At 72.5% G+C, this 22,908-nt stretch carries 19 protein-coding genes and 1 pseudogene; 12 read left to right on the forward strand and 8 right to left on the reverse strand.

Translation table 11 applies throughout. The features are described 5' to 3' along the window. Positions 1-3: 3 nt before the first annotated feature. Positions 4-510: an NUDIX hydrolase gene (locus tag CUT44_RS11950; RefSeq protein ID WP_100201937.1), complete on the forward strand. Its 507-nt coding sequence runs from the start codon at positions 4-6 to the stop codon at positions 508-510. Here the strand turns inward: CUT44_RS11950 and CUT44_RS11955 are convergent. Then, positions 500-1,483: a carbohydrate kinase family protein gene (locus tag CUT44_RS11955; RefSeq protein ID WP_100201938.1), complete on the reverse strand. Its 984-nt coding sequence runs from the start codon at positions 1,481-1,483 to the stop codon at positions 500-502. The two genes, CUT44_RS11950 and CUT44_RS11955, sit on opposite strands and share 11 nt — an antisense overlap. A 36-nt stretch (positions 1,484-1,519) precedes the next feature. On the opposite strand from CUT44_RS11955, the gene CUT44_RS11960 reads away from it, so the two are divergent. Then, the gene (locus tag CUT44_RS11960; protein ID WP_158239603.1) at positions 1,520-2,809 is read left to right on the forward strand and encodes an MFS transporter; all 1,290 of its coding nucleotides are present in this window, start codon (positions 1,520-1,522) and stop codon (positions 2,807-2,809) included. Then, the gene (locus tag CUT44_RS11965) at positions 2,806-3,555 is read left to right on the forward strand and encodes an HAD family hydrolase (protein WP_100201940.1); all 750 of its coding nucleotides are present in this window, start codon (positions 2,806-2,808) and stop codon (positions 3,553-3,555) included. The genes CUT44_RS11960 and CUT44_RS11965 overlap by 4 nt, the downstream gene beginning before the upstream one ends. A gap of 132 nt (positions 3,556-3,687) precedes the next feature. On the opposite strand, the gene CUT44_RS11970 is transcribed toward CUT44_RS11965, so the two are convergent. From CUT44_RS11970 to CUT44_RS11980, 3 genes are all read right to left on the reverse strand, one after another. After that, entirely contained in the window at positions 3,688-4,815 is a 1,128-nt protein-coding gene (locus CUT44_RS11970; RefSeq protein WP_100201941.1) for a hypothetical protein, read from the reverse strand. Between the two features lie 198 nt (positions 4,816-5,013). Continuing rightward, the gene (locus CUT44_RS11975; RefSeq protein WP_100201942.1) at positions 5,014-6,156 is read right to left on the reverse strand and encodes a hypothetical protein; all 1,143 of its coding nucleotides are present in this window, start codon (positions 6,154-6,156) and stop codon (positions 5,014-5,016) included. Further along, on the reverse strand, positions 6,132-7,475 hold the full coding sequence (locus tag CUT44_RS11980) for a hypothetical protein (protein ID WP_100201943.1): 1,344 nt from the start codon (positions 7,473-7,475) through the stop codon (positions 6,132-6,134). The genes CUT44_RS11975 and CUT44_RS11980 overlap by 25 nt, the downstream gene beginning before the upstream one ends. Positions 7,476-7,636: 161 nt before the next feature. On the opposite strand from CUT44_RS11980, the gene CUT44_RS11985 reads away from it, so the two are divergent. The 3 genes and pseudogenes from CUT44_RS11985 to CUT44_RS11995 all read left to right on the forward strand — a co-directional run bounded on the left by CUT44_RS11985 (position 7,637) and on the right by CUT44_RS11995 (position 10,989). Continuing rightward, the gene (locus CUT44_RS11985; protein WP_100201944.1) at positions 7,637-8,602 is read left to right on the forward strand and encodes an ROK family protein; all 966 of its coding nucleotides are present in this window, start codon (positions 7,637-7,639) and stop codon (positions 8,600-8,602) included. Beyond that, a complete protein-coding gene (nagA, locus tag CUT44_RS11990; protein ID WP_100201945.1) occupies positions 8,599-9,816 on the forward strand; it encodes an N-acetylglucosamine-6-phosphate deacetylase in 1,218 nt (405 codons plus the stop codon). The genes CUT44_RS11985 and nagA overlap by 4 nt, the downstream gene beginning before the upstream one ends. Positions 9,817-9,997: 181 nt before the next feature. Then, a pseudogene (locus tag CUT44_RS11995) lies at positions 9,998-10,989 on the forward strand (1-phosphofructokinase family hexose kinase). 203 nt (positions 10,990-11,192) lie between these two features. Here CUT44_RS11995 and CUT44_RS12000 read toward each other — a convergent pair. After that, positions 11,193-12,179, reverse strand: a complete 987-nt coding sequence (locus CUT44_RS12000; RefSeq protein WP_100201946.1) for a carbohydrate-binding protein — start codon at positions 12,177-12,179, stop codon at positions 11,193-11,195. A 137-nt stretch (positions 12,180-12,316) separates the two neighbouring features. After that, entirely contained in the window at positions 12,317-13,969 is a 1,653-nt protein-coding gene (gene cdgB, locus CUT44_RS12005; protein WP_100201947.1) for a diguanylate cyclase CdgB, read from the reverse strand. A 348-nt stretch (positions 13,970-14,317) separates the two neighbouring features. Between cdgB and CUT44_RS12010 the strand changes: the two genes are divergently transcribed. From CUT44_RS12010 to CUT44_RS12025, 5 genes are all read left to right on the forward strand, one after another. After that, the gene (locus tag CUT44_RS12010; protein ID WP_100201948.1) at positions 14,318-14,875 is read left to right on the forward strand and encodes a flavin reductase family protein; all 558 of its coding nucleotides are present in this window, start codon (positions 14,318-14,320) and stop codon (positions 14,873-14,875) included. Between the two features lie 197 nt (positions 14,876-15,072). Beyond that, positions 15,073-15,531: a hypothetical protein gene (locus CUT44_RS12015; protein WP_100201949.1), complete on the forward strand. Its 459-nt coding sequence runs from the start codon at positions 15,073-15,075 to the stop codon at positions 15,529-15,531. A 13-nt stretch (positions 15,532-15,544) separates the two neighbouring features. Further along, positions 15,545-16,867 (forward strand): WXG100 family type VII secretion target, encoded by a 1,323-nt coding sequence (locus tag CUT44_RS32725; RefSeq protein ID WP_146252207.1) that lies wholly within the window; start codon positions 15,545-15,547, stop codon positions 16,865-16,867. 86 nt (positions 16,868-16,953) lie between these two features. Then, a complete protein-coding gene (locus CUT44_RS12020) occupies positions 16,954-18,099 on the forward strand; it encodes a S8 family serine peptidase (RefSeq protein WP_158239604.1) in 1,146 nt (381 codons plus the stop codon). Positions 18,100-18,431: 332 nt separating this feature from the next. Next, complete coding sequence (locus tag CUT44_RS12025) at positions 18,432-19,640, forward strand: S8 family serine peptidase (RefSeq protein ID WP_100201951.1); 1,209 nt, start codon at positions 18,432-18,434, stop codon at positions 19,638-19,640. Between the two features lie 62 nt (positions 19,641-19,702). Here CUT44_RS12025 and CUT44_RS12030 read toward each other — a convergent pair whose 3' ends face one another. Both CUT44_RS12030 and arfB read right to left on the reverse strand, forming a co-directional pair. Then, complete coding sequence (locus CUT44_RS12030; protein ID WP_100201952.1) at positions 19,703-21,406, reverse strand: serine/threonine-protein kinase; 1,704 nt, start codon at positions 21,404-21,406, stop codon at positions 19,703-19,705. 99 nt (positions 21,407-21,505) lie between these two features. Next, a complete protein-coding gene (gene arfB, locus CUT44_RS12035) occupies positions 21,506-21,943 on the reverse strand; it encodes an alternative ribosome rescue aminoacyl-tRNA hydrolase ArfB (RefSeq protein WP_100202098.1) in 438 nt (145 codons plus the stop codon). A 203-nt stretch (positions 21,944-22,146) separates the two neighbouring features. On the opposite strand from arfB, the gene CUT44_RS12040 reads away from it, so the two are divergent. Then, complete coding sequence (locus CUT44_RS12040) at positions 22,147-22,722, forward strand: TerD family protein (protein ID WP_100201953.1); 576 nt, start codon at positions 22,147-22,149, stop codon at positions 22,720-22,722. The last annotated feature ends 186 nt before the right edge of the window (positions 22,723-22,908 follow it).

Raw genomic sequence — 22,908 nt, forward strand, 5'->3', positions numbered from 1 at the left:
ACGATGAACCGCTTCGCACGAGCGCTGCCCGCCGCACTGATGGTGATCCCCGCACCCGGTGAGGCGGTGACGTTCGTCCGCCAGCTCAAGGGACCGTACGCGGGCAGCTGGCTGCTGCCGGGCGGGGGCATCGAACCGGGTGAACCCGCCGAGGCGGCGGCCGTCCGGGAGGCGAAGGAGGAGACCGGCATCACGGTGGAGTCCTGCTCGCTGTTCTCCGTCTACGAGTTCACCGGAGCCTGGGAGCAGGGGCGCTACCACCTGCTCATGTTCGCGTTCCTCGCCGACGGGTGCCACCCGCTGCCGCCGGGCCACCGCGGGCACAACGTCGGCGAGATCCGCCAGGCGCGCGTCGACGACATCTCCATGCACTCCACGGATCTGCGCATCCTCACCGACGCCGGGCTGGCCTCCTACGACGACGAGACCGTCGCGCGGGCGCTCGCCGGGGACGGCATCACCATGTACGCGCACCGAGTCGGCGGCACCGCGCGCTGCCTCAATCCGTGAGCCGTCCCGGAGGGTCGCGGGGAAACCGGCCCAGAGCGCGGCAGGTGGTCCGTCGGCAGCCCACGGTCAGTGCGGCGGCGCTCAGCCCCCGGGCCAGTGCGGCTCGGGGGCCTTCGCCGGACGTCAGGCCGAACAGGAACGCCGAGGCGAGCGCGTCACCGGCACCCGTGTCGTCCGCGCACGGAACGGGCTCCGTCGGCAGGTGTACCGCGTCGGGGCACCGCGGCCAGGCCACCGCGGCCCCGTCCGGGCCTCCGGTGACCACCACCACACGCGGGCCCAGCCGGTGCAGGCACGCCGCCAGAACGGCGGCCGCGGGACAGGCCCTGCGGGCCGACTCCGCGCCGGCGGGCACGGTGCCGTCCAGAACGGCCCGTGCCTCGGCGGTGTTGAGGATCAGGATGTCGTACAGCGGCAAGAGCCGGGGGCGCGGCCCGAGGTCCCCCTGGCGGGTGGGCATGCCGCACACCGGCACCGCCCGCCCCCGCGCCTGCCGGGCGGTCCACTCGAGCAACCCCTCGTCCAGACCGCCCTCGACGACGACCGCGTCGGCCCGCTCCACACGGGCGGCGAGGTCCGGTGTGCACAGCGGTTTCCCCTGCGCGGGGTCGGGCAGCACGGGCCTGGCGCACACCTGGTTCCCCCGGCCGTCCAGCAGGACGTCGAACCGGCCGACGCCGTCGGTGGTCCGCCGTACGCGGACCTCCACCCCGGTCGCGGCCAGCACGTCCTCCAACTCCGCCGCGTCCGCGCCGAAGCCGGAGAGGCCGACGAACGTGCTCCGGGCCCCGAGCCGGGCCAGGTTGACCGCGACGTTGCGTCCGACGCCACCATGGTGCCGCTCCACTCCGTGGAGCGTGCCGGCCGCGGACCCGAGCGCGAATGTCCCGGCGGGAAAGAACTTCCGGTCCATCACCAGCGAGCCGATCACTACAATATCGGCGGTGGATTCCCGAGTACTGCCGTGTCGCATGGCCAGTGTCCCCGAACTCAGGAGTGGAAGAACTTCATGGCAGACGAAGCGAAGGAGCCGGATACGCTTCCGGCCTCCGGAAAGAAGGAAAGACGCGAGTTCTGGCAGAATTTCGGAGTAATCTACCTGGCCGGTGTCATCGCCGCCACCGGTATCGGAAAAACAACTCCGATCACCGTCGAGTTACGTGCCGACCTGTCACTCTCCCTCAGCCAGACAGGACTCGTCGCCTCGCTGGTGACGGCGGTGGCCGCCACGCTGGGGCTGTTCGTCAGCTATCTGCTCAAGCCCTTCGACCCGCGGCGGACGCTGGTCGCCGGACTCGTGGTGATGGGGTGCGCCGGCCTGTTCTGCGCACAGGCCGGCAGCTTCGCCGCGATGCTCGGCGGGCGCCTGGTCGAGAGCGTCGGCTACGTGATCGTGGTGATCGTTGCCCCGGTGCTCGTCTTCGGTCTCGGTACGGGCAACCGCCTTACCGGCGCGCTCGCGCTCTGGGGAACGTTCATGCCGGTGGGGCTCGCGTTCGGCGCGTTCGGGGGCGGGGTGGTGTCCGCCTGGCTCGGCTGGCGGACCTGGCTGAGCGTCGCCGCGGTCATCACCCTGGCGGTTGCCGCCGCGGCACTGCTGCGGCTGCCACCGGGCGCGGCCCGGCCCGCGGAGGCCACTGCGGACCGGGGCAGGCCCGGTGCGCCGGAGGCGTGGCCCCGGCGGCTGGCCCGGCCCCTGGCACTGGGCGCGGGCTTCTCCACCATCAGTGGAGCCATCGTGGCCTGTGTCGCCCTGTACCCCGCCTACCTGCACGAGGAGTTCGGAGTCCCGACCGCGGCGGCCGGCACCCTCACCGGCATGGTCTCCTTCGTCGGCGTGGCCAGCGGTTTCCTCGCCAGCGTGCTGCTCCGGCGCGGCAAGAAGGTGAAGCACCTGTTCCTGGTCACTCTGCTGATCCCCGCCGCCGCGTTCGCCGCGTTCGGCGGAGCGGGCGACACCGGCCTGTCGGTGTCCGCCGCGCTGGTCGTCGCACTCGCCAACGAATTCGTGGTGGCCACCGTCTTCGCCGCCATCCCTCTGGTGGTCCGGGTCGGATCGGACATCGGCACGGCCAACGGCCTGGTGGCCCAGTTCGGCAGCATCGGCGCTCTCGCGGGGCCGCCCCTGGTGGGTCTCGCCGTGACCGCGACGGACTGGTGGGCAGTGGGTCCGAGCCTCCTGGGCGGCTGCGGAACCGGACTCGTGCTGCTGCTCCTGGCGGCACGCGGGGCGAGGGGCTGCGTACCGGAAGCCGTCACGGTGGACGTGGCACTGGAAGATCCGAAGGAGTCCGCATGACCGTCGAGCACGTCATCTTCGACTGGGCCGGCACCCTCACTCCCTGGCACCCGGTCGACCTGTACGAGATCTGGTTCGAGACCGCGCGCGTCCTCACCGGTGTGGAGGACGCCGCGGGAGTCGCCGAGCAGCTCCTGCGCGTGGAGCGGGAACTCATGACCCGCTGCAGGAAGAACCAGTGCTCGGGCACTCTCGACGAGGTCTTCCGCGCTGCGGGCGTCGAGCCCTCCCCCGAGGCCCTCGCCGCCTACCGCCGGGCGTGGGAGAGGCACACGTTCCTGGACGAGCACGGCGTGGCCGTACTGCGCGGACTGCGCGAACGCGGCCTGGGCGTCGGCGTGCTCTCCAACACCCTGTGGTCCGCGAGATGGCACGACGAGATATTCGAACGGGACGGCGTCCTCGATCTGATCGACGTATCGGTGTACTCGAGCGAGACGTCCTGGACCAAGCCCCACCCCGAGATATTCGCCGCGGTGATGCGGCAGATGGGGGCGCGGTCCGCACGCACCTGCGTCTTCGTGGGGGACCGGCTCTTCGAGGACATCCACGGCGCGCGTGCGGCGGGGATGCTGACGATCTGGGTGCCGCACAGCAGCATTCCCCCGGAGGAGCTGGGGGACAGCACGGCAGAACCCGACGCGGTCGTCTCCACCCTCACCGACGTGCTGGCTGTGGTCGACTCCTGGAACAGCGGAACCGACCCCGCCCCGGGCGCGAGCGACGGTGACGTCCGTCCCGTCTGATCCGGAGACCCCCGTGCGCGGGGCCGCAGCCGTTGGCCGGACAGCTCCCGGTGGCGGCGCAGGCGCCGGTCCCGTCCGGTCCGGCACCCGGCGTGGCCGGGGCGGGACGGTGCCCGCGCGGCACCGCGCGCGTCAGGCCGGGCAGCCCAGCTCGGAGCGCGCCGCGCCGAGGAAGGCCTCGTAGAGGGTGTCCCGGGGCAGGAGTCCGCCCTTCGCGTGCTCCAGTTCCAGCCGCTCGTGCTCCGAGCGGCTCCAGGCGTCGGCCGCCGGGTACGCCATCGTCAGCAGGTACTCGTGCCCGGCGCAGACGACGAGGTCGGTACGGAAGTCCTCCGACTCCTCGCGGTCCGGCCGCCGGTGGCGTTCGACCAGCCGCTCGTCGCCGGTGACGGCGAACGCCGCCAGCAGGTAGGGCCACGGGGTGCCGTTGCCGCGGGTCAGCACGCAGCTCCAGTCGCCCTTCCCGGGCTCACCCGTCCGGTGCTGGGAGAGCGCCTCGCGGTCCGCCGGCGGCCGCGAGGCGGTGAAGCCGGGCAGACCGCACTGGGCGTCCGCCGGGAGTTCCTCCTCGGCCGGGCCCCCCGGAGCCTCCTCGGTGAGCCGGAAGTCCGCCGAGCCGCAGTCCTTCTCCTCGGCCAGGTTGCCCGCGTAGCTCATCAGGACCTCGGCCATGAGCTTGCGGGTGAGATCCGTGCCGAACCGGCTCGCGGGGAGGGGGTTCTCCAGTTCCAGCACCACCTGGACGGGCTCGCCGTCCTTCGCGCCGAGGCTCCGGGAGCACTTCTCGGGCAGCCACACCAGGGCCCGCTCCTCCTCCGTCCAGCCGGTCAGGCCGGAGCCGAGCGGGGAGACCCCGAAGTACCGGCTCACCGGGATCGGTTCGCTCCGGTACGGGCCGGAGTCCCGGGCCCGCGTCACCTCGAAGGTCGCGACCTTCCCCTCCCGCTGCCACACCGGGCAGCGGGACATCCTGCCCCGCTTCTCGTCGAACCGGCTGCGGTACCTCCCCTCCTCGTCCAGGAACTCGGCCGGGGAGGACTCGTACTCCCCCTTGTCGTCGATCGCCAGGGGCGCGATCTCCTGCCGGGCGAGCAGACCGTCGCAGACGCTCCCGGCGTCGGCACCGGCACCGGCCCTGTTCAGCCCCCAGTGGACGAGCCCGCCCACCACCGCCAGGGCGACGGCGGCGCAGACGGCGGCACGCGCGGCACCGGGAAACCTCCGGCCGCGCCGGCCCTTCTCCTTCCCCTTCCCCCGCACTCTCGCCCGTCTGCCGGGTCCCCGCCCGGCCGCTCCGTCTTCCCGCTCCGCATCGGTCACGTCCTGTCCCCACACTCTCGCCCCGGCGCCGGCTCCACCCCGGCCGGACGGCCGTCCACACGCCGCCGACCCTACGGAAGACCGCGCCGTTCCCGTACCGGAGGGGCCGGGCACGGGATCCGGCGGCGCGGGACCCGGTCAGGGCGCGGGCGGGGCGGAGCAGCCGTGGTGCTTCGCCGATGCCTCGGCGAAGGCCTTCAGCGCCGCCCGCTCGTACGCCTTCTCCTCCCGGGTGGGCTCGGTCCCGTTCCTGTTCACGGACTCGATGGTGAACAGGGCGGTCTCGCCGTCGAACGGGGCCGGGCAGGTGGCGGTGGTCCACAGGCCGCCCTCGGGCAGCGTGCCGCGCGGTGGTTGCCCGGGGGCCGGGTCCATGTGGTCGCGGTAGTGGCGCCAGGCATCCCGCATGTGCTCCGCGTACGGACCGTAGAAGGCCCGCAGCGTGTAGAGCCGGGTGCCGCCGCTGTTGCCCACGGCGCACTCCTCCTGCGGGGCTCCGCCCCGGGCACTCTCCCAGGCCCGTGCGAAGGTGCGTTCCCGGGCGGGCACCCCCTCGCACGTCCCGTCCGCCTCACCGAGGGGGACGTCCTCGTCCTCGGCGACCGGCAGTGGTACCGCACTGATCCGTTCGCCGAACCGCGCCCTGCACCCCCAGCGTTCGGCGGCGGCGCGGGCGGTGGCCGTGGCCAGCCGCGCGACGGCGGTCCGGCGGGCGGGGTCCTCGAAGGTGCCGGTCTCCTGCGCCCGGACGGTGACCAGCAGATCACGGCGCTCCCCGGCACACTCCAGGAACACGGCGGCGGTGCCCTCGTCCCCCGGGGAACGGTCTTCCAGGGAGAAGAAGCCGGTCCAGCCGTCCGCCAGGGGCGCCGGCGCCTCCGCGTACACGGCCGGGTAGAGCCCTTCGCGGAACGGCCTCCTCCGCTCCTCCTTCCGCGGTGCGGGAGTGCCGTTGATGCGTACCTCGACCAGGGGATCGTCGTAGCCCAGGCCTTCACCCGGCGTTCCCCGGCCGAGACTGCAGACGGCCTTCAGCGGGGCGCCCCCACGTCCGAGGCCTCCCTCGCCGCGCTCGGAGTCGGCGTCCCTCTCCAACGGGCCGTCTCCGAGTACCGCCCGGATCTCGCGTTCGGGAAGCACACCACCGCACGCGCTGCTCAGCGGGTCGCCGTCCGGCTGCCGGGCGTCGTCTCCCCCGAACCAGAGCCATCCCCCGGAGAGCAGGAGCAGCGCGCCGAGAGCCGCCCCGGCCACGATCACCCGCCGACGGGGATGCGCCATTCCTCGACCTCCCCCAGGACCGTCGTGTCCCGGCAGCCGGCCCGCTCGGGCCAGCCGCCGGGAGCTTGCAGGTAGCGGTCGAGCACGGCTTCGGCCTCCTCCGACATCTTCCTGCGCGTCTCCCTGTCCAGATCCGCGTCGGGCCGGTAGCCGGGATCCTCGATCGTGTCCCCCTGGTCGAGCCGGTACCCGAACTCGGGGGTCACGGTGACCCGGTGGAACGTCTGGCCGCCGTCGCACACCGACTCCGCCCACAGCGCCAGGGAGGGCAGGGTGTCCTCGTTCACCGGTGCCGGTGTGAAGTCCCCCCAGGTGCCGGTGTGGCGGCCCCCGGGCTCGGGCGCCCGCGCCGGTCCGGGGCTGCGGGAGCTGTCGTCGTACGGGTCGGCCTCCCCGGTCTGGTAGAACCGGCGTGCCGCGACGCCGGAGGCGCTGGCCGCGCTCACGCCCTTGATCTCCTTCTCCCCGGCCCCCACCTCGAGGTACGCCCGGCACTCCCCCCGGGCGGCATCGAAGGACGGGTCTCCCGACACGTCCCAGAGTCCGTCCGGGACGTGTCCCATGGCCGCGGGGTCCAGCCAGGCGCACAGGCCCGTGCCCCGGGACTCGCGCGTGTCCGGCTCTTCCGTTTCGGTCTCCTCGTCACCCTCCGGGTCCGGGGCCGGGGGCAGGTCGCCGAGCGGTTGCGTGCCGCACCCCTGACGCTCGCCCACCCAGTCGGCGACGCGTACGGCCCAGTCGGCGAGCAGCGTTCTGTTCTTCCCGGAGGGCGAGTACTCGCCCTCCCCCCTGTGCACGGGCATCCCGACCGACACCTTCAGATCCGTGCCCAGGCGGAGACGTCCGGGAGGGCCGTCCGGACAGGGAACGCGCAGGGACGCCTCCGCCCCTTCCCGGTCCGACACCCCCGAGAAGCCGTCCGGCAGCCGGTAGGGAAAGAGCCAGCGGTACATGTCGTCCGCTGGTTCCTCGTCCTCGGGGGACCACGGCGCCACACGCAGCCGGACCTGCTCACCGCCCTCCCAGCCGAGCAGGCAGTCGGCAAGTGCCCGGCTCTCCTGGCCGGGGTCGAGGAGCGTGCCGTACTCCTCCGTCCGCGCGGCGGAGTCCTCGGGCAGGAACGCCGCGAGGTGCTCGGCGGGCAGCAGTCCGGCGCACGCCTTCTGCGCCCGGGCGCGGTTGGCGTCGAGTTGCTCGGCGTGCCGCTCGGCGCGCTCGGCCGACTCCGCCCTGACGACGACGGTGGCGGCGACAGCGGTGGTGACGACCGCGCAGGCAACGAGAGCCAGTGCTCTCTTCCGCCGCCACAGAGGCCTCATGTGTCTCCCCCTCACACCGGCGACCGACGCTACCAAGGGTGGTGGGAGGTGTGCCAAAGGGTTCGGGCGGCGTGTGCCGGGGCCGGACGGCGGGCGTCCGTACGGTGAGAGATCGCGGGAGTGGACTAGACCTTTGCCGGGACGCGGGTGACACTGTCCCCGTGACCCGTGACAGCGACCCTCCGTACACCCCGTACGTCGTCGCCCTCGACGTGGGCGGCACCGGCATCAAGGCCGCCCTGATCGGCGCCGACCACACTCCGCTCCTGCGGGAGCGGCGGCCCACCGGCCGCCAGGACGGGCCGGAGGCCGTCGTCGAGGGCGTCCTCACCCTCGCCGCGGAGCTGCGCAAGGCGGGGGTCGAGCGGTACGGCGCCGGGCCGGCCGCCGCGGGGATCGCCGTGCCGGGGCTGGTCGACGAGGCGCGCGGGACCGCCGTCTGGTCCGCCAACCTCGGCTGGCGGGACGTCCCGCTGCGCGCCCTGCTCGCGGACCGGCTGGGCGGCACGGTGCCCGTCGCCGTCGGGCACGACGTGCGCGCCGGCGGGCTGGCCGAGGGGCGGATCGGGGCGGGCGCGGGGGTGGACCGCTTCCTGTTCACGGCGCTGGGCACCGGCATCGCCGGGGCCATCGGCATCGACGGCCGGGTGGAGCCCGGCGCCCACGGCGGCGCGGGCGAGATCGGGCACATCACCGTACGCCCGGACGGCCCGGAGTGCGGCTGCGGGCGGCGCGGCTGCCTGGAGACGCTCGCCTCGGCCGCCGCCGTCGGCCGGGCCTGGGCGGCGGCGAGCGGCGACCCGGCGGCGACGGCGGCCGGTGCCGCCGCGGCCGTCGAGGCGGGCGACGCGCGGGCCGCCGCCGTCTGGCGCGACGCGGTGGACGCGCTCGCCGAGGGCCTGCTCACCGCGGTGACCCTGCTGGACCCGCGGACGGTGATCGTCGGCGGCGGGCTCGCCGAGGCGGGCGCCACGCTCCTGGACCCGCTGCGCGCGGCCCTGGCCGCGAAGGCCACCTTCCAGCGGCTCCCCACGATCGTCCCGGCGGCCCTCGGGGACGCCGCCGGCTGCCTGGGCGCGGGGCTCCTCGCCTGGGACCTACTCTCCGCGGAGGTTTCGAGCCCATGACGGCGAAGACGGCGCCCACTCAGGGGTCCGCCCAGGGGTCCACTCAGGGGCCCGCCCGGCGCACCGTGCTGACCGGCGCCCGGGTGGTGCGCCCGGACGGGGTGGACGGTTCGGACGGGAACGGGCGGGTGACCGTCGAGGGCACCCGGATCGCCGCGGACGCCCCCGGCGAGGCGGGCACGCTCGATCTGACCGGGCACTGGATCGTGCCCGGCTTCGTCGACATGCACGTCCACGGCGGCGGGGGCGCCTCCTTCTCCTCCGGCTCGGCCGAGGAGGCGCTGCGGGCGGTCGCCACCCACCGGGCGCACGGCACGACCACCCTGGTCGCCTCCACGGTGACCGGCGACCTGGAGGACCTGGCCCGGCAGGCGGCGGTGCTGTCGGAGCTGGTCGAGCAGGGCGACCTGGCGGGCGTCCACTTCGAGGGGCCGTTCATCTCCCCGCACCGCTGCGGCGCCCACGACCCCGCACTGCTGCGCGACCCGGACCCGGCCGACGTCCGCAAGCTGCTGGACGCGGCGCGCGGCACGGCGCGGATGGTGACGCTCGCGCCGGAGCTGCCCGGCGGTCTGGAGTCGGTGCGGCTGCTGGCGGAGGAGGGCGTGATCGCGGCCGTCGGCCACACCGACGCCGCCTACGAGGCGACGCTCCGGGCCGTCGAGGCGGGCGCCACGGTCGCCACCCACCTGTTCAACGCGATGCCCGTGCTGCGGCACCGCGAGCCCGGCCCGGTGGCGGCGCTGCTGGCGGACGAGCGGGTGACGGTCGAGCTGATCAACGACGGCGTCCATCTGCACCCGGCCGTCCTGGGACTGGCCTTCGCCCGCGCGGGAGCCGGCCGGGTGGCGTTCGTCACCGACGCCATGGGCGCGGCCGGGATGGGCGACGGCCTCTACCCGCTCGGCCCGCTGACCGTGCGGGTCACCGACGGTGTCGCCCGGCTGGCGGAGGGCGGCTCGATCGCCGGCTCGACGCTCACCCTGGACCGGGCGCTGCGGCGCGCGGTGACGGTGGACGGGCTGCCGGTGGAGGACGCGGTACGGGCCCTGTCGGCCAACCCGGCGCGGCTGCTGGGGGTGGCCGACCGGGTGGGGTCGATCGAGCCGGGCAAGGACGCCGATCTGGTGGTGCTGGACGCCGAGTACCGGCTCACGGGGGTCATGCGCAAGGGCGAGTGGGTGGTCGCCCCGGGCACCCGCGCCGCGGGATGACGCGCGGTTCACAACGAATCACAACGAAGTGGCGGCGGTTGGCCCGCGCACCCTGGGCCAACCGCCGCCGCTTTGGCATGATCGCTCGCGCGGTCGCCGCGCCCACGGCACCGTGGTACCGCGGAAGGCCCGCGAAGACGCGCGCGCAGACGTACGCCCGCCGGTGGGAGGTGGAGCCCCGATGATCCTGACCGTCACGCTCAACGCGGCCCTGGACATCACCTACCGCGTTCCCCGTCTGGAGCCCCACGGCTCCCACCGCGTCCGGGAGGTGACCGAGCGGCCGGGCGGCCGGGGCGTGCACGCGGCCCGGGTGCTGGCCGCCCTGGGGCACGAGACGGTGGTGACGGGGTTCGCCGGCGGCACCGCGGGGGAACGGCTGCGGGAGCTGCTCGCGGCGGAGACCTCCGTGACGGACGCGCTGGTGGCCACGGCCGGCGCCACCCGCCGCACCGTGACGGTCATGCCGGAGTGCCCGCCGGACACCGGGACGGGAGCGGGGGCGGGAACGGGAACGAAAGCGGGGGCGGGGACGGCTGCCGGGGCGGGGAGCGCCACGCTGTTCGGCGAGCCGGGCCCGCACATCGCCCCCGGCGAGTGGGAGCGCCTGCTGGACACCTACCGCGGCCTGCTGTCCGGCGCCGACGCCGTCGCCCTGTGCGGCAGCCTGCCGCCCGGCGTGCCCGTCGGCGCGTACGGGACGCTCATACGCGCCGCCCGCGCCGCGGACGTGCCCGTCCTGCTGGACACCGGCGGGGAACCGCTGCGGCGCGGGCTCGCCGCCCGGCCGGACCTCGTCAAGCCCAGCGCCGAGGAGCTGGCCGGTATCACCGGCTCCACCGAGCCGCTGCACGCCGCGCGGCTGGTGCGGCGGCGCGGGGCGTCGTCGCCTCCCTGGGCGCGGACGGGCTGCTGGCGCTCACCCCGGACGGCACCTGGCGCGTCCCCCCGCCCCGGCGGCTGTCGCCCGCGCCGGCCGGCGCGGGCGACTCGGTGGCCGCCGCGCTGCTCGCCGGCCTGGTCGAGGGGCTGGCCTGGCCGGAGCGGCTGGCCCGGGCCGCCGCGCTGGCGGCGGCGACCGTACGGGCCGCGGCGGCGGGCGGGTTCGACCGGGCGCTCTACGAGGAGCTGCTGCCGGAGGTGACGGTCACCCCGCAGCCGATGGCGGCCTGACGGCCCCGACCGGGAACGGGATCGGGGCCGGGAACGGGCGAGCGGGCGGTGGAGCCGCGCGGGTGTCCGCGGACGGCCCGCGGGGCGACGGCCGGAACGATGGCGGCCTTCCCCGGAGGCCGCCGGCCCGTCAGATCCGGACCGGAGTCAGAGCCGGAGTCAGGGCCGGAGTCCGGACCACCGTCAGGGCCCGGTGACCGCCGTCAGTCGCGGACGTGCCCCTTCTTCAGCCACACCTGGTCGAGGACGAACTCGCACTGGTTGCCCTCCGCGCAGGCGATCTGCACCGTGTTGGTGCCCTTGTTCAGGTCCAGCCAGGCGAAGGTGCGGGTCCAGCCCTTGTCCCACTCGCCCTCCTTGGCCTGGGCGAAGTTCTTCATGTTGAGCCCCTGCTCACGGGGCTTGCCGTTCACCACGAGGGTGGAGTCGGCGTCCTTGCCGGGCACTCCGTAGCCGACGAACAGCGTGTACTTGCCGTCCTCGGGGACGTCGAAGCTCCAGGAGGCGGAGGCGCCGGGGGCGTTGAAGCCGGCGACGTACTTGCCGCCCTTGGCCTGGGCGCCGGGGATGTCGCCGGCCACCGCCGGGCCGCCCTCCAGCCGGAGGCTGATCGCGTCCTCCTCGGGCAGGGTGCTCTGCGGCTTCTTGTCCTGGTCGGCGTTCTTCTCCTTGTCCTGACCGCCCTCGCCGTCCTGGCCCGCGCCGTCGGCACCGGGCTCCTGGACGCTGCCCGCCTGGTTCCCGGCCGAGCCCTCGTCGTCGCTGAAGGCGATGGCCGCGCCCACCCCGAGCACCACGGCCGCGACGACCGCGAGGGCGCCGACCAGCAGGCCCTTGTGGTTGCGGCCCCGGGCCGCCGCGCGCCCGCCGGGGCCCGCCGCGGCGCCGTGCCGGGCCGCGGCCCGGCCGCCGGGCATGGTCTCGGGGGCCGCGTAGTGCGCGTTCGGCTGCGGCTGCTGGTGGGGCTGCTGGTGCGGCTGCTGGTGGGACTGGGGCTGCTGCGGCGGTTGCTGCCCGCCGTAGCGGCGCTCGCCCACCGCCCGGACCTGGTTGTACGAGGTCCGGGGAACCCCGGGCTGCTGTGTCGCCGCGCCGCCCGCACCTCCGCCCGCGCTGCCGTCGGAGCGGTAGAGGTAGGCGAACGGGTCGTCGTTCTCCGGCGTGCCCGAACCGTTGTTACCGGCGGTCATTCCGTGCGCTCCTCCACTACGGGTACCTGCCCGGCGCAGCCTACCTCTTTCGGGGTAAAGGGAGTGTCTTCCTTGCGCTCGGTTGCGTACCGGCCCCGTAACCGTTCCGGAACAGTCCGGATGTCCTGGAACGAAACTCAGCCCGCCCTGCGCCGGGCCCCCGAACGCGACCGCTTCTCGACGTACATCCGCTGGTCCGCGGAGTGCAGGACCTCCTCGGCGGACATCCCGCACCCCGCCCAGCTGATCCCGAAGCTGGCCCCGACCCGCACCGCGCGGCCCTCCACCCTGATGGGCGGAATGATCGCGTTGCGCAACCGTACCGCCAGGTCCTGGGCGTCGGAGCGGGCCAGGTTGTCGGCCAGCACCACGAACTCGTCACCGCCGAGCCGGGCGACCGTGTCGTTCTCCCGCACCCCGTTGGCCAGCCGGCGGGCCACCTCGATCAGGACGGCGTCGCCGCAGTGGTGGCCGAAGCGGTCGTTGATCGACTTGAAGCCGTCGAGATCGCAGAAGAGGACCGCCAGCCCCTTCTCCATGGGACTGTCCACGGTGGGCGGGAAGGTGTGCACATGGTGGTCGAAGCCGCCCACCGGCGCCGGGAACGCGCCGGTGAAGCCGCCCGCGGCGCCGTTCCCCGGGCCGCTCTGCGCGAACCCGCCGCCGAGCACCGCCCCGCTGGGCGCGAGCTGCGCCGCGCCGGACACCGCCACGGGCTTGTCGCACAGCCGGGCGCCGAGCCTGGCCCGCAGCTCGGCGCTGTTGGGCAGCCCGGTGAGCGCGTCGTGGCTGGCCCGGTGGGCGAGCTGGAGCTCGTGCCGCTTGCGCTCCTCGATGTCCTCGACATGGGTGAGCAGGAAGCGCGGGCCGTCGGTCGCGTCGGCGACCACGGAGTTGCGCAGGGACACCCACACGTACGACCCGTCGCGCCGGCACAGCCGCAGCTCGGCCCGGCCGCCCTCGGCGGAGGTGCGCAGCAGGGTGGCCCGGTCCTCGGGGTGGACCAGGTCGGAGAAGCCGTACCGCCGCAGTGTGGCGGCGGGACGGTCCAGCAGCCGGCACAGGGCGTCGTTGATCCGCACCAGCCGGCCGTGGTGGTCACCGCCCAGCTCGGCGACGGCCATGCCGCTGGGCGCGTACTCGAACGCCTGCCGGAAGCTCTCCTCACTGGCCCGCAGCGCCTGCTGCTCGCGCTCCAGCCGGACCAGCGCGCGTTGCATGTTCGCCCGCAAACGCGCGTTGCTGATCGCGATGCCCGCCTGGAAGGCGTACATCTGCAGCGCCTCGCGCCCCCACGCTCCCGGACGCCTCCCGGTGCGGGGTTTGTCGACGGAGATGACCCCCAGCAGATCACCGTCGGAGGAGTACATCGGCGCCAGGAGGAGGTCCATGGGATGCCACTCGTCGGCGTACCGGGGGGCCGGCCCGGCGGCGTGCCACTGCGGCACGTCGTCGTCGAGCAGGACCCACGACTCGGTGTACGGGATGAACCGCAGCTCGCCCCAGCGCTCCCCCATGGCCAGCCGCCGCTCCCAGGCCGCACGCGAGCCGGTGCGGCCCGCCAGCATGGCCTCGGCGCCCTCGCTGCCTGCGACGGCGGCCACCACGAGGTCCCCGTCGGGCTTGACGAGGTTGACCGCGGCCATTTCGAAGTCGAGGCCCTTCACGACCCCGTCGGCGACGGTTTGCAGGGTGTCCGCCAGGCTGCGCCCGGTGTTGAGCTCCGCCATGGACTGGTGGAGCATGCGCAGGGTGGCGAGGCGCACATAGGGCTCCGACTCGGCTTCCATCGCCCTCCCCCCTCGAGTTCCTGAGTGAGCAACTCCAGATGATCCGCTTTTAAACGTCTTCTCTGACAAGCCACTGAATCACAGTGAGCTGCCCAGTCGGTACACAGGGTCAACAATTCCCCCGCTGTGTGACTCATGTCACAGAAGGGTGGGGGCGCGCGGCCACCACGCCCGGCGGCGCCCCCTCGCCCTCACACCCTTACGGAACGCAAATCACGGCCCTGACCTGCGGAACGTTCAGCCGGTGTACCTAGGTCCGGGGCGGGACCGGCCTGGTCCCCCGGACCGATGCGCGCCCCCGCGGCGGCGTCTAGCGTTCATGATGTGCACCCGACACCACGACAGCAGATGCCCGAGAACGTCCCCACTTCGCGGCAGGCCCTCGGCCTCCCCCATGCTGGAGGGGTGAGCGAGGAGGAGTTCCGTGCCGCCATGGCGCGGCTGGCCGCCGGTGTGGTGCTGGTGACGGCGCACGACCCGGAGGACGGGCCGCGCGGCGAGGACGTGGGAATGACCGCGACCGCCTTCCTCTCGGTCTCACTGGACCCGCCGCTGGTGCTGGTGAGCGTCCGCGAGGACTCCCGGATGGACGAACTGCTGGAGCGGCAGCCGCTGTGGGCCGCCTCGCTCCTCGCCGAGGACCACCGGCACATCGCGGGCCGCTTCTCCATGCGGGGCCGGGTCAGCGACCGGCTGCTCTTCCAGGACATGCCCGTCGTCCGCGGCGAGACCTCCGGCGCCCCCCTGGTCGGCGGCGCCCTGACCACGGTGGAGTGCCGCACCGAGCAGCGGGTGGCCGCCGGCGACCACACCCTGGTGATCGGCCGGGTGCTGGCCACCGCGCTGCCGGGCGCGGAGAAGGGCCCGCTGACGTACTTCCGGGGCCGGTACCGGCGGCTGGCGTAGTACCGCGCACCCGCATGCCGCATGCCCGCGTACCGCCGTCAACGGGTTCACCGGCGCGTCGGGCGCCTTGGCCGATTCCGGGCCCACGGCCCAATTCCCTTTACCCCTGGCGATCTACGGCACCGTAGACTCGCTCTGCCACCCGGCCGACCTGCCGGCTGGCCGACTGAATCGCCGACCGGGGGAGCGGGAAGGGCATGACGGACTGGCGCGACACGGGCGGAGGCGGCAAGGACCTCGACTACGAGGCCGAGACCCTCACCGCGTTCAAGAAGCGCATCGACGGCATCCTCGACCAGTTGGAGGGCTCTCCGGCGTCCCCCAAGCACATCGGCAACCAGACCGTCACCCCGGACGCGTACGGCACCGGCTTCAGCGCGGCCGAGGACCTGTCAGCCCTGTATGACAAGGTGCACACGCAACTGAAGACCCTCTCCCGGCTGTTCGGCGACCAGTTGGAGGCGCTGGGCATCGCCACCCAGATCGTGGACAAGGGCTACCAGGGCATCGAGGACGACCACCTGCAACGCTTCCAGTCGATCCAGCAGCAGGTGGAGGAGTACCAGCACAAGCGCCAGGACGCTCCGGGGACGGCACCGGACGCCGAGGCCGCGGTCGCCGACAAGTCCGACAACCCGAACGAGGACTTCAGCTAGGGGGAGGTCAGAGATGGCCACAGGCGAGTTCGAAGGCAAGTCGCTCGCGGCACTGCACGCGATGGTCTCGAAGGCCAACCCGAGTCTGCTCTCGTCCCGGGGCCAGGCGCTCTCCAACGCCGGCTCCGACCTGGACGGCATCGGCGGCGAACTGCGCGCGTACATCGACCGCGTGAAGTGGGAGGGCGAGGGCGCCGACTCCTTCCGCGAGTGGGGGCAGCAGTTCGCGCTGGAGTCGATGCGGTTCGCCGCGTACGTCCGCACCCTGGGAAACCACATGGTGAACGCGGGCCAGGCACTGACCGAGGCCAAGGCCGCCGTCCCGGCTCCCAACGGGATGTGCTACGCCGACCCGGAGAAGGACAAGGCTCGCCAGGAGGCGGAGGAGAAGAAGCGTCAGGAGGCGATCAACCAGCTCAACCGGCTGTCGTCGTACTACCGGATGGCCGGGGAGAGCATGCGGGCGGCGGAGGAGCCGAACTTCGCCCCGCCACCGAAGGGAAGGACGGAAGACTACACGGAGAGGAGCACTCCAAGCACGATGTCGAACAACAGGCAGGGGGTCACGACAACGCACCAAGGGCCGATCCGGCAGGAAGCGGATGTCGCTCCCGAGAGATCCGCTTCCGTCGAGACGACACCAGAAGTGCACTCGCCCTCCCTCGTGAACCGGTCTGTTCATGTGGCGGATCACCACACGAACACGACGCTCGACTCGGTCACCCTGCCCACCAACGAGACTCGGCCACAAACCACAGGTCCGATTCCCCAACAGTCCTCCACGGGGCCCTCGACACCACCTGTGGGCCCGGTGACATCCACCGGGCCGGTGCAGCAAGCCGCTCGCATGTCGACACGTGCTCCTGTTACTGGCTTCCCCACAACCGGTCGGCCACCGATCGGCGGCAGTAACGGCATCACAGGAGGCAGCCCTCGGCACGTGGGCGGCCCCCCGTCCGGATTCCCCCGCGGCCCCGTCGTCGGCGGGGAGCATTCCACCGCAGGACGGCCTATGGGCGGTCATCCCGGAGGTATGGGCGGTGGAACTCCAGCAAACAACGGCACCCACCCGGGACGCCCCATGGCTTCTCAGCCAGGTGGTGCTGCGGGAACATCGCGCGTAGGCACCAGCCGTGGACGCGGAGAGTTCACTCCGGGCGGTACCGGACTCGTCCGTGGCGGCGCCACTGCACCCGGCATGGCGGCACGACCGGCCAACCTCACCCCTCCGTCGGAGAATCGCCGACGCGGCCACGACCGACCCGACTACCTCGCCGAGGACGAGGAGACATGGACAGCCGGACAGCGGAACGTGGTGCCACCAGTCATCGACTAACTCCCGAGAAAGCGCACTGCTTCATGCGAAGCTATATCCTCTCCCCACAGAGGCGAGCACTAAGTACTGCAATACTGCTGGCAGTCATGCTCGTTCCTCTGGGGTTCTTCTCCGCTCCGGCCGTCGCAGATGTCAAGCCACACGAGCAGTGGTACCTCAACGCCATGAAGGCACCGGAGCTGTGGAAAGTCACCAAGGGCAAGGGCATGACGGTCGCCGTCATCGACTCCGGAGTGAATCCGACACCAGGCCTTGGAGACAGGCTCCTGCCGGGTAAAAGCTTCGTTCCTGAGGACCCCGACGCACGCGAAGATGTGGGAGGCCACGGAACGGACATGGCCGCTCTGATCGCAGGCTCCGGGGCAGCGAACAGCCTTCGAGGACTGGCTCCCGAAGCAAAAATCCTCCCTCTACGCACTCACATCAAGACTGAATTTATCACCAGCTGGGACAAAACACTGGTCAACGCGATTCGGTACGCGGCCAGAAGCGAGGCCAAGATCATCAATATCTCGCAAGGCCTGGGAACTTTGGATTACGAGACTCTCCTTGAAATGCAGGACGCGATTAACGAGGCCAATGATCGCGGAAAGATCATCTTTGCTTCCTCAGGCAATGATGGCAAAAAAGTGGAGAAGAGTGAGTACCCGTCAATCCTTCCCGGTGTCGTCACCGTAGGCGCGGTGGGCGAGGACGGGAAGGTGGCGAACTTCTCCAATTACGGTCCACACCTGGCGCTTTCCGCCCCCGGTGACCCCGGCGGCACCAGCCAGGCGGCTGCTATTGCATCCGCCTCCGCCGCCCTCATCTGGTCTGAGCATCCCGACTGGACCAACCACCAGGTCCTGCGAGTGATGATCGAGACGACAGGGCGGTCGATGCGGGGTGAGAAGCCCAGCATGTACCTCGGTCACGGCATCGTCAGGCCCGCGCAGGTCCTCGTCGACGGGGACGGCGACCCCGGTCCGGCTGACAAGAGCCCGCTGTTCTCCAAGTACTTCGCCTCCCTCGAAGCCTCCAAGTCGCCCTCCCCCGAGACCGACGACGGCACCGATGCGGGCGACGCGAAGAACAGCGACGACTCCTCCACCGACTCCGGCAAGGAACAGGACGCCGCACCGGAGGAGAGCGGCAGCAGCGGGACGCCGTGGCTCGCCATCGGCATCGGAGCCGCCGCGCTCGTGGTCGTCGCCGCCACCTCAGGCGTCATCACCGTACGGCGCCGGGCGTGACCGATAGTCAGAGCCAGCCGTACCTCTGTTCCTCTGCAGGCGGTCTGTGGGGGTCCCCGGAGGCTTGGGGGTAACGGAACCCCAGCAAACAACGGCACACACCCAGGGCGCCCGATGGCATCGCAGCCAGGCGGCACTGGACTTGTCCGAGGAGGAGGCGCCGCCTCCGGTATGGCAGCACGGCCGACCAACATCAACCCCCCACCGGAGAATCGTCGACGGAGCCCCGGCCGGCCCGAATACCTCGCCGAAGACGAGGAAACCTGGGCAACCGGGCAGCGGAACGTGGTGCCACCGGTCATCGACTAACTCCCGAGAAAGTGCACTGCGCCATGCGAACCCATGCCCTCTCCCCACAGAGGCGAGCACTGAACGTACTAGCGCTGCTGGCAGCCATGCTCGTTCCCCTAGGAGTCTTCTCCACTCCGGCCATCGCAGATATCAAGCCGAACCAGCAGTGGTACATCGATGCCATGGGCATGCCGGAGGTGTGGAAGGTCTCCAAAGGAGAAGGGGTGACCGTCGCTGTCATCGACTCCGGCGTTAACCCGATCCCCGGTCTACAGAACAGACTGCTCCCAGGAAAAAGCTTCCTCCCCAAGGGGCGCAACGCCCACAAGGACGTAGACGGTCACGGGACAGACATGGCCGCTCTGATCGCCGGCTCAGGAGCGGATAACAGCCTCAAGGGCCTAGCTCCAGGAGCAAAGATCCTCCCCCTGAAGACGGGAGACGAGATCTCATTTGTGACCAGCTGGAACAAGAGGGTCATCGAAGCCATCCGCTACGCCGCCAGGAGCGAGGCCAAGGTAATCAATATCTCACAGGGGATGGCTGGTCTAACCACAGAGCAGATAACCGAACTCCAGGACGCGATCAACGAAGCCAGCAAACGCGGCAAACTCATCTTCGCCGCTTCCGGAAACGATGGCCAGCACGTGGAGGAAGGTGACTACCCGGCTACGCTTCCTGGCGTCGTCACCGTGGGCGCGGCGAACAAGGACGGAGAAGTGGCCGACTTCTCCAACTACGGCCCTCATCTTGCACTCTCCGCTCCCGGTGACCCCGGCGGCACCAGCCAGGCGGCTGCTATCGCGTCCGCCACGGCGGCCCTCATCTGGTCCGAGCACCCCGACTGGACCAACCACCAGGTCCTGCGGGTGATGATCGAGACGGCGGGGCGGAAAGACAAGAGCGACAAGCCCAGCATGTACATCGGTTACGGCTCCGTCAGGCCCGCACAGGTCCTTGTCGACGGTAAGGGCGACCCGGGGCCGGCCGACGAGAGTCCGCTGTTCTCCAAGCACTTCGCCTCCCTCGAAGCCTCCAAGTCACCCTCTCCCGAGGCTGACGACGGCACAGGCGCAGCTGACGCGAAGAACAGCGACGACGCCTCCGTCGACTCCGGCGGGGAGCAGACTGCCGCGTCGGAGGAGAACGGCAGCAGCGGGACGCCGTGGCTCGCCATCGGCATCGGGGCCGCCGTACTCGTGGTCGTCGCCGCCACCGCAGGCGTCATCAGCGTCCGGCGCCGGGCGTAACCGACGACCGGCAGCAGGGCCCGTACCGCCGATGAGCGGCGGTACGGGCCCTGCGTCGTATCTCAGCCGTTCTCCCGCGGGTAGGTCGCGACGACCTCCCCCTCCGGTGTCGCCTTCAGGTACGCGCCGCCGTAGTCGTCGGTGAGGTAGACGTTCATGCTCGGCCCCGTGTCGAAGACCGTCGACGCGGGCGAGACGAGGACGTACCGCATGGTGGGCTTCTCCACGCCGAGGGTCCGCTCGGCCCGGCGGAGCAGGCCGGGCACGGCGTCCCAGTCGTACTCGCCCAGGTCCACCGGCACGGTGCCGTCGGTGATGGTGCCGCCGGCGCCGTCGTGGACGGCCGCGTCGCTTCCGGCGCGGTAGGTGAACCGGTCGTAGAGCTTCTTGTCGCCCTTCACCGGCGCCTGGGCGATCGCGTACTCCTCGTAGATCGCGAGCTGGGTGACGGTCGTCCCGCCCATCACCTTCTCGAGTTCGGCGACGGCGGTGCGGATCCCCTCGGGGGTCAGCAGGTCGGCGGCCTCGTCCCCGTTGCCGGCGTCGTCGTTGTCGCCGGCGTCGTCGGCGTTGACGGGCTCCCCGGCCGGGGAGCCGCCGGAGGTGGTGGAGGGCGAGGGCGCGGCCGTGACGCGTCCGCGCGGGCCCGCGCCGGAGTCGTCGCCGTCGCCGCCGGAGTCCGGGAGCAGGTTCCAGAGCGCGGCACCGGACAGGACCGTACCGGCGAACGCGGCCGTGACGGCGAGTGCGCGGAGTCCGGGCACCCGCCTGCGGCGTTGCGCCCCGGGCCCCGCCGGGGGCCTCGTCGGCGCCTGCGCCGCGCCGCCCGCCCCGGGCTCCGCGGCGGGCGGCGCGGCGGGCGGGGGCAGCCGGTAGGAGGTGGCGGTGGTGGTGGACACGGCCGCGGCTGCGGTCGCGGCACCCTTCCCCTCCGCCACGGCCGCCAGCATCCGGTCCACGGCCTCCGCGTCGGGCCGGGCCTCCGGGTCCCGTACGAGCAGCGCGGTCAGCAGCCCGGTCAGCGGACCGGCGAACCGGGGCGGGGGCACGTCCTCGCCGAGTACCGCCGCGAGGGTGGCGAGCGTGTTCCCCCTGCGCATCGGGTGGTGCCCCTCCACCGCCACGTACAGCGTCATGGCCAGCGACCACAGGTCCGCGGCGGGACCCCCGTCCCGGCCCGCGACGCGCTCGGGTGCCATGAAGTCGGGGGAGCCGATGATCGACCCGGTGGCGGTCAGGCTGGTGAACTCCTGGCCGGCCGCGATGCCGAAGTCCGTGAGGACGGGGCGGCCGTCCGGGCGCAGCAGGATGTTGGCGGGCTTGACGTCGCGGTGCTCGATCCCGGCGGCGTGCACCGCGCGCAGTCCGGCCAGCACCTCGCGGCCCGTCCGGGCGGCCTCCCCGGGTGTCAGGGGTCCCTTGTCGAGCCGGTTCTGGAGCGAGCCGCCGGTGACGAGCTCCATCACGATCCAGGGGTACGTCCCCTCGCCGTCGTCCACGATGTGGTGGATGGTCGCCACGTTCGGGTGGTGGACGCGGGCCAGCGCACGGGCCTCCCGCAGGACGCGTTCCCGCAGGTGGCGGGCGGCCTCCGGGTCGTACTCGGCGAGCCCGGGGTCCGGTGGCCGCACCTCCTTCACCGCCACGTCGCGGTGGAGGGTCAGGTCACGTGCCCGCCACACCACCCCCATGCCCCCGCCGCCGAGCCGTCCCACCAGCTCGAAGCGGTCGTCGATCACCCGTCTCGCGGGCCCCCCTGTGTCCATGGCGCGGGAGCTTAACGCCCCGGGGTGACGCCCGGAGAGGAGCGGCGGGACGGTCGGGCCGCCGGGCCGCCGGATCGCCGACCGCCGGACCGCCGGCCGTCAGGTCCAGTCTCGGCCGGAGCGGCCGCGCTTGATGTCGGCGCGGTGCTTCTTGCCCCGCAGCCGCCGCTCGTTGATGCCGCGCGGGACGCCGCGCTTCTTGCGCGGGCGCGGCGGCGGGGCCGTCGCCTCCGCCAGCAGGGTGGTCATCCGTACGGCGGCGGCCTCGCGGTTGCGCCACTGGGAACGGTGCTCCCCGGCCCGTACGACGAGCACCCCGTCCACCAGCCGGCCCGCGAGCCTCTCCAGCGCGCGTTCCTTCCACACCGGGGGCAGCGCCTCGGTGCCCGCGAGGTCGAAGCGCAGCTCGGCCCGGCTGTCCGAGGTGTTGACGTGCTGGCCGCCGGGCCCGGAGGAGCGGGAGAAACGCCAGACGAGCTCGGCCTCCGGCAGGGAGACCGAGCCGCGTATGAGATAGGGCCCGGGCATGCCTCCCATGATCCCGCCCATCGGGTCCGGCGTCACGGCGTTTTCCGCCACACCGGTTCCGCGCCTCCCCGCGAGGCCGGCAAAGAAGGTAAAGAATCGTGGAACCCCTTCACCGGCCGACGGCGTTGGAGAGGGTAGACAACGAACCATGCATCCGGGCCGGTCCAGGCCCAGGGCCACCAGATAGTGAAACAGCACAGAAGGGCATCCCCATGGCTGTAAGCCTGTCCAAGGGCGGCAACGTCTCGCTCACCAAGGAGGCCCCCGGCCTGACCGCCGTGACGGTCGGCCTCGGCTGGGACGTCCGTACGACCACCGGCACCGACTTCGACCTCGATGCCAGCGCCATCGCGGTGAACCCGGGCGGCCAGGTCTACTCGGAGCAGCACTTCGTCTTCTTCAACAACAAGGCCACCCCGGACCAGTCGATCGTCCACACCGGTGACAACCGCACGGGTGAGGGCGAGGGCGACGACGAGCAGATCAACGTCAACCTGGCGGCGCTGCCCGCCGACATCGACAAGATCGTCTTCCCGGTGTCGATCTACGACGCCGAGACCCGCAGCCAGAACTTCGGCCAGGTGCGCAACGCCTACATCCGCATCCTCAACCAGGCCGGCGGCACCGAGATCGCCCGCTACGACCTGAGCGAGGACGCGGCCACCGAGACCGCCATGGTCTTCGGCGAGCTGTACCGGCACGGCGCGGAGTGGAAGTTCCGCGCCGTCGGCCAGGGCTACGCCTCGGGCCTGGCGGGCATCGCCCAGGACTTCGGCGTCGGCGTCTGACGGACACCCGGCGCCGCACGGGCGCCGCACGGGAGGGCGCCCGGTACCGCACACGCGGTGCCGGGCGCCCTCCCGCGTTCCGCCCCCGCCCCGTGCCGGGCGCATGTGCGTGCGGGCCGGCCCGGGACAGTGCCCCGGGCCGGCCCGCACGCGTCGGACGAGCGGCGGTCAGGCCGCCGTCCGCCT

This window comes from Streptomyces carminius (assembly GCF_002794255.1).
GTDB classification, from domain to species: domain Bacteria; phylum Actinomycetota; class Actinomycetes; order Streptomycetales; family Streptomycetaceae; genus Streptomyces; species Streptomyces carminius.